The 14,870-nt window shown below is 70.3% G+C and carries 14 protein-coding genes and 1 tRNA gene; 11 read left to right on the forward strand and 4 right to left on the reverse strand.

Translation table 11 applies throughout. The annotated features are described in order from the left end of the window. The first annotated feature begins 204 nt into the window (after nucleotides 1-204). A complete protein-coding gene (locus Raf01_RS31115; RefSeq protein ID WP_203921630.1) occupies nucleotides 205-1,419 on the forward strand; it encodes an FAD-dependent monooxygenase in 1,215 nt (404 codons plus the stop codon). On the opposite strand, the gene prfH is transcribed toward Raf01_RS31115, so the two are convergent. Both prfH and Raf01_RS31125 read right to left on the reverse strand, forming a co-directional pair. Further along, nucleotides 1,416-2,033 carry a peptide chain release factor H gene (gene prfH, locus Raf01_RS31120; protein ID WP_203921631.1) on the reverse strand — a complete coding sequence of 206 codons (618 nt, stop codon included), beginning with the start codon at nucleotides 2,031-2,033 and terminating at the stop codon, nucleotides 1,416-1,418. The genes Raf01_RS31115 and prfH overlap by 4 nt on opposite strands. Continuing rightward, nucleotides 2,030-3,229 carry an RNA ligase RtcB family protein gene (locus Raf01_RS31125; RefSeq protein WP_203921632.1) on the reverse strand — a complete coding sequence of 400 codons (1,200 nt, stop codon included), beginning with the start codon at nucleotides 3,227-3,229 and terminating at the stop codon, nucleotides 2,030-2,032. The genes prfH and Raf01_RS31125 overlap by 4 nt, the downstream gene beginning before the upstream one ends. 245 nt (nucleotides 3,230-3,474) lie before the next feature. Between Raf01_RS31125 and Raf01_RS31130 the strand changes: the two genes are divergently transcribed. The 4 genes from Raf01_RS31130 to Raf01_RS31145 are packed head-to-tail and all read left to right on the forward strand — an operon-like array spanning nucleotide 3,475 to nucleotide 7,786. After that, nucleotides 3,475-4,779 carry an MFS transporter gene (locus Raf01_RS31130; RefSeq protein WP_203921633.1) on the forward strand — a complete coding sequence of 435 codons (1,305 nt, stop codon included), beginning with the start codon at nucleotides 3,475-3,477 and terminating at the stop codon, nucleotides 4,777-4,779. A 7-nt stretch (nucleotides 4,780-4,786) separates the two neighbouring features. Beyond that, nucleotides 4,787-6,226 carry a DNA-3-methyladenine glycosylase 2 family protein gene (locus tag Raf01_RS31135; RefSeq protein WP_203921634.1) on the forward strand — a complete coding sequence of 480 codons (1,440 nt, stop codon included), beginning with the start codon at nucleotides 4,787-4,789 and terminating at the stop codon, nucleotides 6,224-6,226. A gap of 14 nt (nucleotides 6,227-6,240) precedes the next feature. Then, nucleotides 6,241-7,179, forward strand: coding sequence for a sigma-70 family RNA polymerase sigma factor (locus Raf01_RS31140; RefSeq protein ID WP_239134074.1), 939 nt, complete (start codon nucleotides 6,241-6,243; stop codon nucleotides 7,177-7,179). 55 nt (nucleotides 7,180-7,234) lie between these two features. Beyond that, entirely contained in the window at nucleotides 7,235-7,786 is a 552-nt protein-coding gene (locus tag Raf01_RS31145; RefSeq protein ID WP_203921635.1) for a dihydrofolate reductase family protein, read from the forward strand. Between the two features lie 12 nt (nucleotides 7,787-7,798). On the opposite strand, the gene Raf01_RS31150 is transcribed toward Raf01_RS31145, so the two are convergent. Both Raf01_RS31150 and Raf01_RS31155 read right to left on the reverse strand, forming a co-directional pair. Next, nucleotides 7,799-8,695, reverse strand: a complete 897-nt coding sequence (locus tag Raf01_RS31150; RefSeq protein WP_373319619.1) for a S66 peptidase family protein — start codon at nucleotides 8,693-8,695, stop codon at nucleotides 7,799-7,801. A gap of 137 nt (nucleotides 8,696-8,832) precedes the next feature. Continuing rightward, nucleotides 8,833-8,905 (reverse strand) — tRNA-Leu (locus Raf01_RS31155). Nucleotides 8,906-8,991: 86 nt separating this feature from the next. Here Raf01_RS31155 and Raf01_RS31160 point away from each other — a divergent pair. From Raf01_RS31160 to Raf01_RS31185, 6 genes are all read left to right on the forward strand, one after another. Further along, a complete protein-coding gene (locus Raf01_RS31160) occupies nucleotides 8,992-9,618 on the forward strand; it encodes an ANTAR domain-containing response regulator (RefSeq protein ID WP_239134076.1) in 627 nt (208 codons plus the stop codon). Between the two features lie 170 nt (nucleotides 9,619-9,788). Then, complete coding sequence (locus Raf01_RS31165) at nucleotides 9,789-10,958, forward strand: branched-chain amino acid ABC transporter substrate-binding protein (protein WP_203921636.1); 1,170 nt, start codon at nucleotides 9,789-9,791, stop codon at nucleotides 10,956-10,958. 98 nt (nucleotides 10,959-11,056) lie between these two features. After that, the gene (locus Raf01_RS31170; protein WP_203921637.1) at nucleotides 11,057-12,007 is read left to right on the forward strand and encodes a branched-chain amino acid ABC transporter permease; all 951 of its coding nucleotides are present in this window, start codon (nucleotides 11,057-11,059) and stop codon (nucleotides 12,005-12,007) included. 37 nt (nucleotides 12,008-12,044) lie between these two features. Continuing rightward, entirely contained in the window at nucleotides 12,045-13,196 is a 1,152-nt protein-coding gene (locus Raf01_RS31175) for a branched-chain amino acid ABC transporter permease (protein WP_203921638.1), read from the forward strand. A gap of 76 nt (nucleotides 13,197-13,272) precedes the next feature. Then, nucleotides 13,273-14,160 carry an ABC transporter ATP-binding protein gene (locus Raf01_RS31180; RefSeq protein ID WP_203921639.1) on the forward strand — a complete coding sequence of 296 codons (888 nt, stop codon included), beginning with the start codon at nucleotides 13,273-13,275 and terminating at the stop codon, nucleotides 14,158-14,160. Beyond that, a complete protein-coding gene (locus Raf01_RS31185; protein ID WP_203921640.1) occupies nucleotides 14,150-14,860 on the forward strand; it encodes an ABC transporter ATP-binding protein in 711 nt (236 codons plus the stop codon). Before Raf01_RS31180 ends, Raf01_RS31185 begins: the two co-directional genes overlap by 11 nt. Nucleotides 14,861-14,870 lie beyond the last annotated feature (10 nt).

Consider the following 14,870-nt stretch of genomic DNA (forward strand, 5'->3'; position numbering starts at 1 on the left):
GCGGCGGCGCCACGTACTAGTACGCCCCGGTTAGCCATCTCACACTCCTGCGCTCTGACCGCCGCCGTGCCCGCTGAGGTGTCCTAGCCACAGTACTAGTACGAGCATCAAGAGGATCAGCAGCACAGCGGCGGTATTGCGGCGTTCAATACGGCGTAGAACATCATGTGTTCTACACCGTACATCCCGCCGAGAGGGAGCGCCATGACCACCAAGACCGTCCTCATCTCCGGAGCGAGCATCGCCGGTCCCGTGCTGGCGTTCTGGCTGCGCCGCTACGGCTTCGCCCCGACCATCGTCGAGCTCGGCGACGGACTGCGCCCCGGTGGCCAGGCAGTCGACCTGCGAGGCGCCGGGCGCCAGGTGGCCGACCGGATGGGTGTCATGCCACGGATACGCGAACTGCGCGTCGACGAGCGCGGCGTGGCGAACGTCGACGCCAACGGACGGTGGGTCATGAGCATGCCGGCCGACATGTTCGACGGGGACGGCATGGTGGCCGAGATCGAAATCATGCGCGGCGACCTGACCCAGGTTCTCTATGACGCCACGAAGGACGACGTCGAGTACCTGTTCAACGACCGGATCACCGAACTCGCCGAGGAGCGCGACGGGGTGACCGTGCGGTTCGCCAGCGGCGCCGTCCGCGCGTTCGACCTCGTGGTCGGCGCGGACGGCGTGCACTCGGGCGTACGGCGGCTGGCCTTCGGACCCGAGGAGAACTACGTCCGCCCGCTGGGCGCGTACACCGCGTACTTCACCGTGCCCGATCCGGGCGACCTGGAGAACTGGCTCCTCATGTTCAACGCGCCGGGCGGCAGGGTGGCGGCCATCCGTCCGGAGCGGGGCGGCACGGCCAAGGCCCTGCTCAGCTTCACCTCGGAGCCGCTCGGTTACGACCGGAACGACGTGGACCAGCAGCGCCAGATCCTCGCCGACGCGTTCGCCGGGGTCGGCTGGCGGGTGCCGGCGATGCTCGACGCGATGTGGGGGGCGTCGGACTTCTACTTCGACACCATCTGCCAGGTACACCTGGAGAAGTGGTCGCGCGGGCGGGTGGCGTTGGTCGGCGACGCCGGATACTGCGGCTCCCCGTTGACCGGAATGGGCACGAGCATGGCTCTGGTCGGCGCGTACGTGCTGGCCGGCGAGCTCGCGGTCGCGCGGGGCGACCACGAGGCGGCGTTCGCCCGCTACCAGGAGGTCATGCGGGACTACGTCCGGCAGTGCCAGACGCTGCCGCCCGGCGGCGTGAGCAGCTACGCGCCGCAGACTCAGCTGATGATTTCGGTGCGCGACCTGTCGATGCGGGTGATGACGCGCCGGCCGCTTCGCCGCATCCTCGCCAAGCGGGTGTTCGAGCATGCCGACGCCATCACCCTGCCGGACTACGGCGGGGCCCGGGGAGACACGGCCTAACCGCCGCCCGAGGGGCGTTCGGTCCTGGTGGGGTTGCCACGGATCAGTTCGTCGTGGGTACGCCAGCGGGCCGTCGTGGCCACCCGCTCGGCCGCCTCGTCGCCACGTCCGACACGCTGCCGCAGCAACCGCATCGCGATGCGCCGGTTGAGGCTGAACTGCCGCTCGGTGTCGACCACGACGACGATTCCCGAGGGGCGGTGGGTCGCTCGCACCGCCGTACTGGCCTTGTTCCGGTGCTGGCCGCCGGGCCCACCGGTACGGCAGGCGACCACCTCGACGTCCGTCTCCAGGAACACGGTGTGCGGAGTGTCGACCTGGCACGGCCGGGCGATGACGTACCAGTTCTTCCGGCCGGTGGTCCGGTACGGGCTGGGAGCCTGCCAGCACAGCGTTCCGGTCCACGAGCCGGCGAAGGAATCGGCGCCGGACCCGGAAACCCGAACCAGCACCGACCGGTACGTGCCCGGTCGGTCGCCGGAGACCGTCTGGACCCGGCGGGTCCGCAGGTTCTGCCGGGTGGCGTCGGCCTCCATGCGATCCAGCAACCGGGCCAGCGCCCAGGCACACTCCCGCGGGCCGCGCCCGGCGGACAGGAGCAGGTGCACGCTCACCGCCGGCCCCGACCGCGGCGGTGGTCCCGGCGGTCGCCCGGCGGCGTGGACCCGAGGTCGGGCGTCTTGTAGGTGACCAGCGGGACCGTCGTGGCCACCGGTGTGGCCAGCTCGTGCTCGACGAGGTCGCCGATCACCTGCTCGATGCGCTTGTACGCCGCCGGTGCCTCCTCGAACAGCAGCTGGCGGTCGCCGCACACGACCAGCGACCCGAGCGGCGTCCGGCGCAGCTCTTCGACTGTGTGCTTGGCCCGGCCCCGGCGCAGGGCGTCGGCACGCGACATCTTGCGGCCCGCGCCGTGCGCGACCGAGTAGTTCGCGCCCGGCCCGGCGTGGGCGGCCACGAGGTAGGAGCGGGTGCCGCGGGTACCGGCGATGAGCACGTCACGGCCGTCACCCGGCGCCGCGCCCTTGCGGTGCAGGTACCCGCCGTCGCGGACCTCGACCAGGTTGTGGCTCTGGTCGACGATCGGCTCGGTCGGTTCGGCGCCCAGGGCGTGAGCGACCCGTGCGGCGAGCAGCCGCCGGTTGACCGACCCCCAGCGGACGGCGTCGTCGTGCATCGCCAGGTAGGCGGCGGGATCGGGGGCCGGCCCAGCACCGTGAACCTCGGTGTGCGCGCGCAGGATCCGCTCACCCATCCCGCGCGATCCACTGTGGACGATGAGGACCAGGTCGCCGCCGGCCAGCCCGAGCCGGATCGCGTGGTCCGGCTCGAGGACGGTCTCGATCCGCGCCAGCTCCACGAAGTGGTTGCCCCGGCCGACGGTCCCGAGACCATCGAGGTACCCGGCGGGGATGCCGCCCTCGACCGCGTCCCACGCCGGGTCACCCGCGTCCCGGTCGGGGTCGAGCGCGCGGTCGAGGTCGGGGAACCGGGCGGCGAGCCGCTCGGGCACCGGGCGCTTGAGCGCGATGGGAAACACCGCGATGCCGCAGCCGATGTCGGAGCCGACCAGGAACGGGTACAGCACGGTCGACGCCATGGCGGCACCGATCGGGGCGCCCTTGCCGGGATGCAGGTCCGGCATGCCGGCAACGTGAACCATGCCATCGAGGGCGGCGACCTGCCGGCACTGATCGAGGGCGTCGGACTCGATCCAGCTCGCCGGGGACGCGTACACGGTGACAGTGGCCGAACTCGCGGCCGGAGTGGACTGCGGCGGGGTGTTCCGCCGGAGGTGCGGTGCGGACAAAGACGCTCTCTTCTTTCCACAGAGGACGGACGGCAACGCGGCGCGGGTTTGCGGCGCGGGTGCGGGAGAAAGGGCCCCAGCGAAGGGTTCCGGAGAAGGACCGGGAGCAAGCGGGGCGCTGGCCGTCAGAACGTCATGGACACGAGCGTGCCCGAGCACGCATCGCCGGGCAATCGATTTTCGGCGGGACCGAGCTGGCCGATTTCCGCCAGCGCGAGCCGGCGCCGGGCCCCAGCATGGTCCGGGTGACTGACGAGGACCGGACCCCGGCAGGGTCCCCGCTGACGACCGCCGCGTTCCGCCGGGTGTGGATCGGCGCGACCGTGTCCGCCGCCGGCGACGCCGCGAGCTGGGTAGCGCTGGTGGCGCTCGTGTTGGGTCGGGCGCACGGGAGCGTGGCCGTGCTCGCCGCGCTCTACACCGCGCCGGTGGCCGTCGGCGGGCTGGTCGCCGGCTGGGCCCTGGACCGGTACGACCGGCGGTGGCTGCTGGCGGGCGACAGCCTGCTGCGGGCGGCGGTGTTCGCGTCGGTACCGCTGGCCGTGGCGCTCGGCGGGTTGAGCGCCACGCAGCTGTACCTGGTCGCCGCGGTGTACGGGTTGCTGAAGATGATCAGTCTGGCCGGGTTCCCGGCACTCATCCCCAGCCTGGTGCCGCCCGGGCAGCTGATGGCCGCCAACGCCCTGGAGTCGGCGAGCTTCGGGATCGCCGGCCTGGTCGGCGCGGTGGGCGCGGGCATCGTGGTGGCCACCGCCGGACCCTGGTACGTGGTGGCCTTCGACGCGCTGAGCTACCTGGCGTTCGCGGTGTGCCTGCTCGGTACCCGCGGCCTGACCGGTACCCGACCAGAACGCCAGGCCACTGACGGCCGGTCGGCCGGTGGGCTCGGGCCGGTGCTGCGGTTGGTCGCCCGCGAGCCCGTGCTGCGCGACACCACCGTCATGTTCGCGCTGTTCAACATCGGCGAGGGCGCGCTGCTGGTGGTGCTGCCCAGGCGCGCGATCGAGTACGGACTGGGCTCCGGCGGGTACGGCTACCTGGTGGCCGCGATGACCGGCGGCGAGCTGCTGGCCGCGCTGACCCTGCTGCGCCCGAACTGGCGGCCGTCGCTGACCCGTTCCATCGTGGCCGCGTCGCTGATCGCCGCCGGGACGGTACTCGCGCTGCTGGTGCCGTCCCCGTGGGCGGCCATCGCCGGGCTCGTCGGGCTGGGCGGCTGCGCGGCGGCGATGACCACCTGGGCGCAGACGCTGCGTATGGCGGTTGCCCCGGCCGGCACCCACGGAAGGCTCTTCGGGTTGCTGCGCACCCTCATGCAGGCCACCCCGCCGCTCGGCGCGGGGCTGGCCGCGCTGACCCTGCGGCACGGGGCGGCCGTCACGGTACTCGCGGTCTGCGCGCTGATGGCGGTACCGGCGCTCGCCTTCGCCCGGGACCTGACCGCCGCCGGCACGCGCCCGGAGACAGAACCGGGAGACCAGCCTGGCTCGGCGCGTCTGATGCCGCGCGACGACCCAGACCAGTCGGTGACCAGCGCGAGCGGGGCATGATCGGGCCATGGACCTCGACTTCGACCTGTGCTTCCAGGCCACCCGCAGCCGGGATCCGCGGTTCGACGGCTGGTTCATCGTCGGGGTCCGCAGCACCGGCATCTACTGCCGGCCGAGCTGCCCGTCACCGGTGTGCCCCAAGGCGGTGAATGTCACCTTCTACCGGACCGCGGCGGCCGCCCAGCTCGCCGGGCTGCGGGCCTGCAAGCGCTGCCGGCCGGACGCGGTGCCCGGCTCGCCCGACTGGAACAGCCGGGCAGACTTGGCGGGCCGGGCCATGCGGCTGATCGCCGACGGGGTGGTCGACCGGGAGGGGGTACCGGGCCTGGCCCGCCGGCTCGCGGTCAGCAGCCGGCACCTGCACCGCGTGCTCGTCGAGCAGGTCGGCGCTCCGCCGCTCGCCCTGGCCCGTTCCCAGCGCGCGCACCAGGCCCGGCTGCTGGTCGAGACGACCGGGATGCCGTTCGGCGAGGTCGCCTTCGCGGCCGGGTTCGCGAGCATCCGGCAGTTCAACGACACCCTGCGCGAGATCTTCGCGAGCACCCCGTCTCAGTTGCGCGCGGCGCACCGGCGGGGTTCCCCGCAACCGGCCGGCGTGCTCACCCTGCGGCTGCCGGTACGGGCGCCCTACGACCCGCGCGGGGTGCTGCGCTGGCTGGCCGCCCGGGCGGTGCCGGGCCTCGAGGAGCACGCGGACGGCGAGTACCGCAGGGTGCTCCGGCTGCCCGGCGGGCCCGGTACGGCGACCCTGCGCCCGGCGTCCGACCACGTCCAGGCGACCTTCCGGCTGACCACCGTCGCGGACCTGGGTGCCGCGGTGGCCCGCTGCCGGCGCCTGCTCGACCTGGACGCCGACCCGCGGACGTACCTTCCCGTACTGGCCCGTGACCCCGTGCTTGCCCCGCTGGCCGAGGCGCTACCGGGGCTGCGGCTGCCCGGTACCGTCGACGGAGCCGAGACGGCGCTGCGCACGGTGCTCGGGCCTCGGGCGGCGGCCGTGGTCGCCGCGCTCGGCGAGCCACTGCCCGCACCGGACGGCCGGCTGACCCACGCCTTCCCCGAGCCGGCCGCGGTCGCCACCGCCCCTCCGGCGACGCTGGGCCTGTCCCCGGCCCGCGGCCCCGCGCTGCGTGTCCTGGCCCGGCAGTTGGCCAGCGGCGAGCTGGTCGTGGACGAGGGCGCCGACCGGGCCGCCGCGCGCCGGGCCATGCTCGCCGTGCCCGGGCTCGGTCCCGCTCTGGTGGAGGAGCTCAGCCTGTACGCACTCGGCGACCCGGACGCGTTCCCGGCCGGCGACCCGGGGATACGCGCCGCGGCCCGGCGGCACGGGCTGCCCGGCGACGCCGCGGGCCTGGCCGAACACGCCCGGCGGTGGCGGCCCTGGCGCGGCTACGCGGCCCACCTCCTGTGGGCGGCGGGACAGCCCGCCGCCACCGGCAGGTCCTGAGACAAGATAGGCGCGTGGAGTTCGAGTCTTACCGGAGCGAGTTGCTGGGGTACTGCTATCGCATGCTGGGCTCGTTCCATGAGGCCGAGGACCTGGTGCAGGAGACCATGCTGCGCGCATGGCAGGCTCGCGACCGGTACGACGGCACCCGCGCGTCGGTCCGGACCTGGCTGTACCGGATCGCCACCAACGCCTGCCTGACGGCGCTGGAGCGGCGCGCGCGGCGGCCGTTGCCGACCGGGTTGGGCGCACCGAGCGACGACCCCGGGGCGCCGCTCACACCGGCGTTGGACATCCCCTGGCTGGAGCCGTTTCCCGACGCACGGGTCGACCTGGAAGTGCGGGCCGACCTGCGGCTGGCGCTGGTGGCCGCGATGCAGACCCTGCCGGCGCGGCAGCGGGCAGTGCTCCTGCTGCGCGAGGTGCTGGACTTCAGCGCCGCGGAGGCCGCCGAGCAACTGGGCACCACCGTCGCGGCGGTCAACAGCGCGCTGCAACGAGCCCGTGCCGCTCTGGCGGGAGTGGGCGACATCGGCGGGGTCACCGAACCGGACGATCCGCAGGTGCGCGCGGTCATTCAGCGGTACCAGCGGGCGTTCGAAGCGGCCGACGTCCCCGCGCTGGTACGGCTGCTCACCGACGACGCCGTTCTGGAGATGCCGCCGGTGCCGCTCTGGTACCGGGGCAGCCGCGACTACGGCCTGTTCTTGCGGCGCGTCTTCGAGATGCGGGGGACCGACTGGCGCGTGAGCTGCCTGACCGCCAATGGCCAGCCCGCGCTGGCCGCGTACGCCCGGCAACCCGGCGGCGGGCACCGGCTCCACTCGCTGCAGGTCTTCACCGTCAGCGGCGGTCGGGTCGCGCACAATGTCGTGTTCGCCGACCCGCGTGTGTTCGAGCCGTTCGATCTGCCCACGGAAATTTCTCTGGACGTGTCCGCCCAACCGCGATGAGTTCCGCCGGTCTCGCCGGTAGGTATCGGCGAGAACCGACCGAAGGGAATTCATCGTGAGCGTCGTCGTCATCCAGTTCATCACCCTGGACGGAATCGTGTCCGACCCCGACGGGTCGGCGGGCACGCCGACCGGCGGCTGGGCCTTCCGGCACGGCCCGGAGACCGTCGCCGGGGACAAGTTCGGCCTCGGCCGGCTGCTGGACGAGGGAGTCATGCTGCTCGGCCGCACGACCTGGCAGTTGTTCTCCCGGCTCTGGCCGGGACGCGACGACCCGTTTTCCGCCCGGATGAACGCCGTGCCCAAACTGATCGCCTCACGGACGCTGACCGACAGTTCGGCGTGGGCGAACTCGCGGATCATCGACGGCGACCTGGTCGACATCATCAGGCGCGAGCGGCGCGATGTGATCATCGCTGGCAGCCTCAGCGTCGTGCGGACGCTGATGGCCGAGGACCTGATCGACGAGTACCGGCTCCTGACCTTCCCCACCATTCTCGGCACCGGTCAGCGTCTCTTTCCCGCCGGCGGTGCGCCCGTCCACCTGGAGTGCCTGTCGGCCGGGCAGGCCGGAGCCACCGTCCTGACCCGGTACGGGCGAGGTTAGGTACTCGCGGCTTCAGTAGACGGCGGGTTCCACGGTGAGCGTTCCGGAAGCCGTGTCGATGTGGGCGTGCGTGCCGAGTGGGACCGTCGGCGGGTGGATGCTGTGCCCGACCGGAAGCCCGCCGAGGACGGGCACGTGGAGACGCTCCAGTCGGTCACGCAGGACGTCGGTGATGCCCCAGCCGCCCAGCGAAGGATCGTCGACGGTGTCCTCGAACCCGATGAACTGGCCGAGCGCGACGCCGTGCAATCCGTCCAGGGCTCCTGAGCGGGTCAGTTGGGTGAGTGCGCGGTCTACTTCGCCGAGGCCGGTGCCCTTCTGGTGTTCGAGGAAGAGGATGGCCCCGCGCAGGTTGGGCAGGCCGGCGCCGGTCTCGGTGCGGATCGCGTCGAGGTTCCCACCGACCAGGACCCCGCCGGCTGTGCCGTGGATGGTGACCGCCGCACTGACTTGCGCGGCGTCCTGGCTCACGACGATCGGGTCGGTGGTCATCAGCGCCCGGCGCAGCGCATCGGCCGACGCGGGACCGGACCACCGGTCATTCCAGTTGGCGAATGGCCCGTGTAGTCCGGCCAGCCCGCACCTGGACCACAACGCGAGGTGGATGTGGGTGATGTCGCTGAAGCCGACCACCGGCTTGGGGTCGCGCCGCACAGCGTCGAAATCCAGGTCGTCGACGATGCGGTAGGCACCCTTGCCGCCCCGGGTCGCGATGATGGCGCGTACGCCCGGGTCGCGGAAGGCGGCGTTGAGGTCGGCGGTGCGGTCCTCATCCCGCCCGGCCATGTATCCCCACCGGTCGAACACGTGCTCGCCCAACTCGACGCGCAGGCCCCACGAGGTCAGCAGCTCAACGCCACGGGCGACGCCGTCACGGCTCGGTGGGCTGGCCGGAGACACGATCCGCACCCGATCGCCAGGGCGAAGCCGCCGTGACCGCAGCGTCTTTGACAGGCCGCCTGAGTCCACCCGTGATCCTTCCGCCCCGACCCTTGGACACGGTGCGTGGCTACCCGATCACACTGTGAGGTTGAGGATCTGCGACGTGCCCCCGGTGGGATTCGAACCCACACTGGATGGATTTTGAGTCCACTGACTCTGCCGTTGGTCTACAGGGGCGTAGGTCGCTACAGCCTACCCACTACGCTGATGGCATTGGCATCCGGATACGGCGTGTTGAGATCGAAGCGTGGGGGTAGGACCAGGTGACCGGGACGCAGGACGGCGGGCCACGCCGTAGGGTACTCATCGCCGAGGACGAGGCGCTGATCCGGCTCGACCTCGCCGAGATGCTGGTGGAGGAGTCCTACGACGTCGTCGGCGAAGCTGGCGACGGGGAGACCGCCGTCCGGCTCGCCGAAGAGCTCAAGCCCGATCTTGTGATCTTGGATATCAAGATGCCGATCATGGATGGCTTGGCGGCGGCCGAGAAGATCGCCGGCGCGCGGATCGCTCCGGTGATCATCCTTACCGCGTTCAGCCAGCGGGAACTGGTCGAGCGGGCACGCGCCGCGGGCGCGATGGCCTACCTGGTCAAGCCGTTCCAGAAGAGCGACCTGGTGCCGGCCATCGAGATCGCGTTGTCGCGGTTTGCCGAGATTACCGTGCTCGAGTCGGAGATCGCGTCGCTGAACGATCGGCTGGAGACCCGCAAGGCCGTCGAGCGCGCGAAGGGCTCGCTGATGGCTCAGTACGGGATGAGCGAACCGCAGGCTTTTAAGTGGATTCAGCGCACCGCGATGGACCACCGGATGACGATGCGGGAGGTCGCGGACCGGATCATCGCCGAGTCGTCTGGTAACGACAACGTTGCAGGTCAATCCCCGGCCTAACACAGTCAGTAACGGTTAGGTCAACGCCTGCCAAAGAACCTTACGGTGGTTTGCGAAGTGGGATAACGTCCCGCCCCAGATCGGCACAGCGATCTGGCTTCAGCGCGCCACGCCCGGGCGACGCGCCCCTGTGGAGCGCTGAGTCATTGGATGGAGGAGGGTTCGAGGCCTTGAGGCAGGGACTTGTACGTGCGCTTGGGGGCGTAGCCGTACTGGCGGTCATCGCTGGTTCGGCGGCGTGTAACAGCACGAAGGACACCAACTCGTCGTCGAGTGGCGGCAAGAACTGTGGGTATGAGCTGGCGTACTTCGGTGCGCTGACCGGCTCGTCCGCCAACCTCGGCGTCAACATCGAGCAGGGCGCGGCCCTGGCTGTCGAGCAGTACAACACGAAGAACGGCAAGAACTGCATTGTTCTGAAGACGTTCGACTCGCAGGGTAGCGAGCAGGTCGCCCCTGGTGTGGCCCGGCAGCTCGTCGCCGACACGAAGATTATCGGCATCATCGGCCCGCCGTTCTCCGGTGAGTCGCAGGCCGCCGACCCGACCTTCGACCAGGCCGGCATTCCGATGATCACCCCGTCCGCGACGCGCCCGTCGCTGTCGACCAGCAACTGGAAGACCTTCCACCGCGCGGTCGCCAACGACAACGCGCAGGGGCCGGCCGCTGCGAACTACATCAAGTCGGTGCTCAAGGCGCAGAAGGTGTTCGTCGCTGACGACCAGTCCGCGTACGGCTCCGGCCTCGCCAACATCGTCAAGAGCACCCTGGGCCCGCTGGTCGTGGGTTCCGACCACACTCAGGGCGACGGTCAGCAGACCGACTTCTCGCCCACGGTCACCAAGATCGTCTCCAGTGGCGCCACCGCGTTCTTCTACGGCGGCTACTACCAGAACGCCGGCCTGCTGCGTAAGCAGCTGACCGCGCAGGGCTGGAAGGGCGTCGAGGTCGCCGGCGACGGTGTGAACGACCCGGGCTTCTCGAAGGCGGCCGGCAACGCCGCGGCGGCCGGCTCGATCGTGACCTGCCCGTGCGCCCCGGCCTCGCAGGCCAAGGGCTCGTTCGTGGCCGACTACAAGGCCCGCTGGAACCAGGACGCTGGCACCTACAGCGACGTCGCGTTCGACGCGGCGAACTTCTTCCTGCAGGGCATCAGCGCCGGCAACACCACGACGACGAAGCTGAACAACTACATCAACACCAACAGCTACACCGGTATCGCGAACACCTACAAGTTCACCAGCACCGGTGAGCTGGACCCCAGCCTGCTGAAGGTCTGGGCGTTCAAGTTCCAGCCGGACGGCACCGTGGCGCCGGACCAGGAGGCTCCGAAGAGCTGATCGGTTGATCAGTTGTACCTAATTCGGTCGATGGGCCGGTGCGGCCGGGGGGCGAAGAACTCCCGGCCGCACCGCCCTCTTCGCTCCTGGAGCCTCGTGTGAACTTCTCTGGTCTCATACACGATTTCGGGCCGTTGACCGTCACCGGGTTGGCTCAGGGCGCCATCTACGCGCTCTTCGCGCTCGGTTACACGCTGGTCTACGGCGTTTTGCGTCTCATCAACTTCGCCCACTCCGAAGTCTTCATCATGGGTACCTTCGCGTGCCTGATCACCTGGGGATTCTTCGGTCTGGACCAGAACTCGGCGCAGCCTTCGGTCGGCGGCGCGATCGGATACCTGTTGCTGGGCCTGGCCGTCGCGGCCGTGGTCTCCGGCCTGACCGCGCTGCTCGTCGAACTGGTCGCGTACCGGCCACTACGGCGGCGCAACGCGCCGCCGCTGGCGTTCCTGATCACCGCGATCGGCGCCTCGACGGTGATTTCCGAGACGATCGGCGTGCTCACCCACCACAACCCCCGTGGCGTGCCGCCGATGATCTCGACGAAGCCCGTCGTGCACTTCGGCAACACCGACATCACCGGCCTGCAGATCCTGATGGTGGTGCTGGCGCTGGCGCTCATGGTCCTGCTGGAGTGGTTCGTCGGGCGCACCCGGTTGGGCCGCGGGATCCGCGCGGTCGCGCAGAGCCCGGACGGCGCGGCTCTGATGGGGGTCAACAAGAACCGGGTCATCTCGCTGGTCTTCCTGCTCGGCGGGCTGATGGCCGGCGTGGCCGCCGTGATGTACGTCTTGAAGATCGGCGACACTCGCTACGACCAGGGATTCACGCTTGGTATCCAGGCATTCACCGCCGCCGTGCTCGGCGGCATCGGAAACCTGCGGGGCGCGTTGGTCGGCGGGTTCCTGCTCGGGCTCGTCGGCAACTACGGTTCGGGACTGTTCGGCACCGCGTGGCACGACGCCGTGGGCTTCGTGATCCTCGTGGTGATCCTGATGTTCCGGCCGACCGGTCTGCTCGGCGAGGCACTAGGGAAGGCCCGCGCATGAACCACGGCGAGACGTTCGTACCGGAGGAGGTGGCGGCATGACCACAGTGGACGTCCCTCCCACCGCCGAGGCGCAGACACCCGCGCCCCTGCCGCGCCGCAAGCGCAACGGCATCCGAAGCTGGTTCGCCAACCTGCCGTGGCCGGCCCGTACCGGCATCCTCGTGGCGGTTGTCGCCGCGGCGTACCTGCTGCCGTACACGGCCGACGTGCCGGTCATCGGACCGCAGATCATCACGACCGGTACCGACTGGCGCACCACCCTGTTCACGGTCTCCTACTACATCCTGCTGTCGCTGGGCCTCAACGTCGTCGTCGGATACGCCGGCCTGCTGGACCTCGGGTACGTCGGCTTCTTCGCGGTCGGCGCGTACACCGTGTCGCTGCTCAGCTCGCCGGACAGCCTCTGGCACACCCACTGGGCGTGGCTGGAGACGATCCCGGTCGCGGTCGCTATCGCGATGCTCTCGGGCCTCATCCTCGGCTGGCCGACCCTGCGATTGCGCGGGGACTACCTGGCCATCGTCACGCTCGGGTTCGCCGAACTCATCAAGATCATCGCAACCAGTACCCCGGGCTTCCTTCGCGGCGACACGGGTTTCACCCGGATCCCGGCCCCGCCCGGTCACCACGCCGACGGCACCCCGCTGTTCGGCGTGCGCGACTCCACCCCGTACTACTGGGTGGGCCTGACCCTGGTCATCGTGGTCATCTTCGCGATCCGCAACCTCGACCGCAGCAGGGTCGGCCGGTCCTGGCTGGCCATCCGCGAGGACGAGGAAGCGGCCGAGGTGATGGGGGTGCGGACGGTCAAGTTCAAGCTCTGGGCCTTCGCCATCGGCGCCTTCGTCGGTGGGCTGGGCGGCGTCATGTTCGCCGGCTTCCAGGGCTTCGTGAACTCGAACACCTTCGTCCTCCAGTTCTCGATCCTGGTCCTGGCCGGCGTGGTGATGGGCGGCTCCGGCAACATCGCCGGCGCCATCCTGGGTGGTGCGCTGATCGCCTACATCCCCGAGCGGCTCCGCGGGGTCACCGACCCGATCTCGCACACCGACCTGTTCCAGTGGCGGTTCGTGATGTTCGGGCTGGTCATCATCCTGGTTATGATCTTCCGGCCGCAGGGGCTCATTCCCAGCCGCCGCCGGGCCATGGAGCTGCGGGATCGCAGGAAGGAGGCCGCGCCGGAATGAGCGAGAGTAGCGAGCGAATCGGCAGGCTCAGTGCGAATGAGCCTCGTCGTGCCGGCGAGCGTAGCGAGGTGGCGCGATGAGCGAGCCGAATACTGAGTCGCCTGAGTGGGAGGACGCCACCGCCCGGCAGCGGGTCGACGAGCCGATCGCGACCAGCGCGCCCGAGACCGCGCCGGTGAGGCCGGCCGACCCGGAGACGCTGCTGGAGGTCGACAACGTAACCCTGCGGTTCGGCGGCGTCGTCGCGCTCGACCAGGTCAACTTCAGCCTGCACAAGGGTGAGATCTTCGGGTTGATCGGGCCGAACGGTGCCGGCAAGACCACCTGCTTCAACGCGATGACCGGCGTGTACCGGCCGACCAGCGGAGCGATCCGGTTCAGCGGGCAGTCGGTCACCGGCAAGAAGAAGCACGAGATCACCCGGTTGGGCATCGCCCGCACGTTCCAGAACATCCGGCTGTTCCCCGAGATGACCGCGCTGGAAAACGTGATGGTGGGCGTCGACGCCCACCACAAGACCAGCGTGGTCGGCGCGCTGCTGCGGTTGCCGCGGCACTGGCGTGAGGAGCGCAGCGGGCGGGCGCGGGCGATGGAATTGCTGGAGTTCGTCGGTATCGCGGGCCGCGCCGGCGACGTGTCGCGCAACCTGTCCTACGGCGAGCAGCGGCGGCTCGAGATCGCTCGCGCGCTGGCCACCGGCCCGACGCTGCTCTGCCTCGACGAGCCGGCCGCGGGCTTCAACCCGGCGGAAAAGGAGGATCTGCTCACGCTGATCCGCGCGATCCGCGACAACGGCGTGACGGTGCTGCTCATCGAGCACGACATGCGGCTGGTCATGGGCGTGTGTGACCGGCTCGTGGTGCTGGAGTTCGGGAAGAAGATCGCCGAGGGTACGCCCGCCGAGGTGCGGGACGACCCGAAGGTGATCGCGGCGTACCTGGGGGAACCGGCCGATGCTGCTTGAGATCGACAACATCACCCTGCTGTACGGCCGGATCCAGGCACTGCATGGGATCAGCCTCCAGGTCGACGAGGGCGAGATCGTGGCGCTCATCGGGGCCAACGGCGCCGGCAAGTCCACCACGATGCGTGCGGTCTCCGGGCTGCGCCCGATCGCGTCGGGGCAGATCCGGTTCGCCGGGCAGGACATCACGAACATGCGCGCCGACCTGCGGGTCATCCGCGGGATCAGCCAGGCGCCGGAAGGCCGGGGCATCTTCCCCGGAATGACGGTGCAGGAGAACCTGGACATGGGTGCGTACACCCGCCGCGACCGGGCCGGGATCCAGGCCGACCTCAAGCGGGTCTTCGAGCTGTTCCCCCGCTTGTCGGAGCGGCGCAAGCAGGCCGGCGGCACGCTGTCCGGCGGTGAGCAGCAGATGCTGGCGGTCGGCCGGGCGCTGATGAGCCGGCCGAAGCTGATGCTGCTGGACGAGCCGTCGATGGGCCTGGCGCCGATGCTCATCCAGCAGATCTTCTCGATCATTACCGAGATCAATCAGCAGGGCACCACGATCCTGCTGGTGGAGCAGAACGCGCAGCAGGCGCTGTCCCGGGCGCACCGCGCGTACGTGCTGGAGACCGGCCGCATCGTCAAGAGCGGTACCGGTGAGGAGTTGCTGCGCGACTCCTCGGTCAAGGACGCATATCTCGGGGTGGCCTGAGCGGCGCACT

This window comes from Rugosimonospora africana, assembly GCF_016862975.1.
GTDB classification, from domain to species: domain Bacteria; phylum Actinomycetota; class Actinomycetes; order Mycobacteriales; family Micromonosporaceae; genus Rugosimonospora; species Rugosimonospora africana.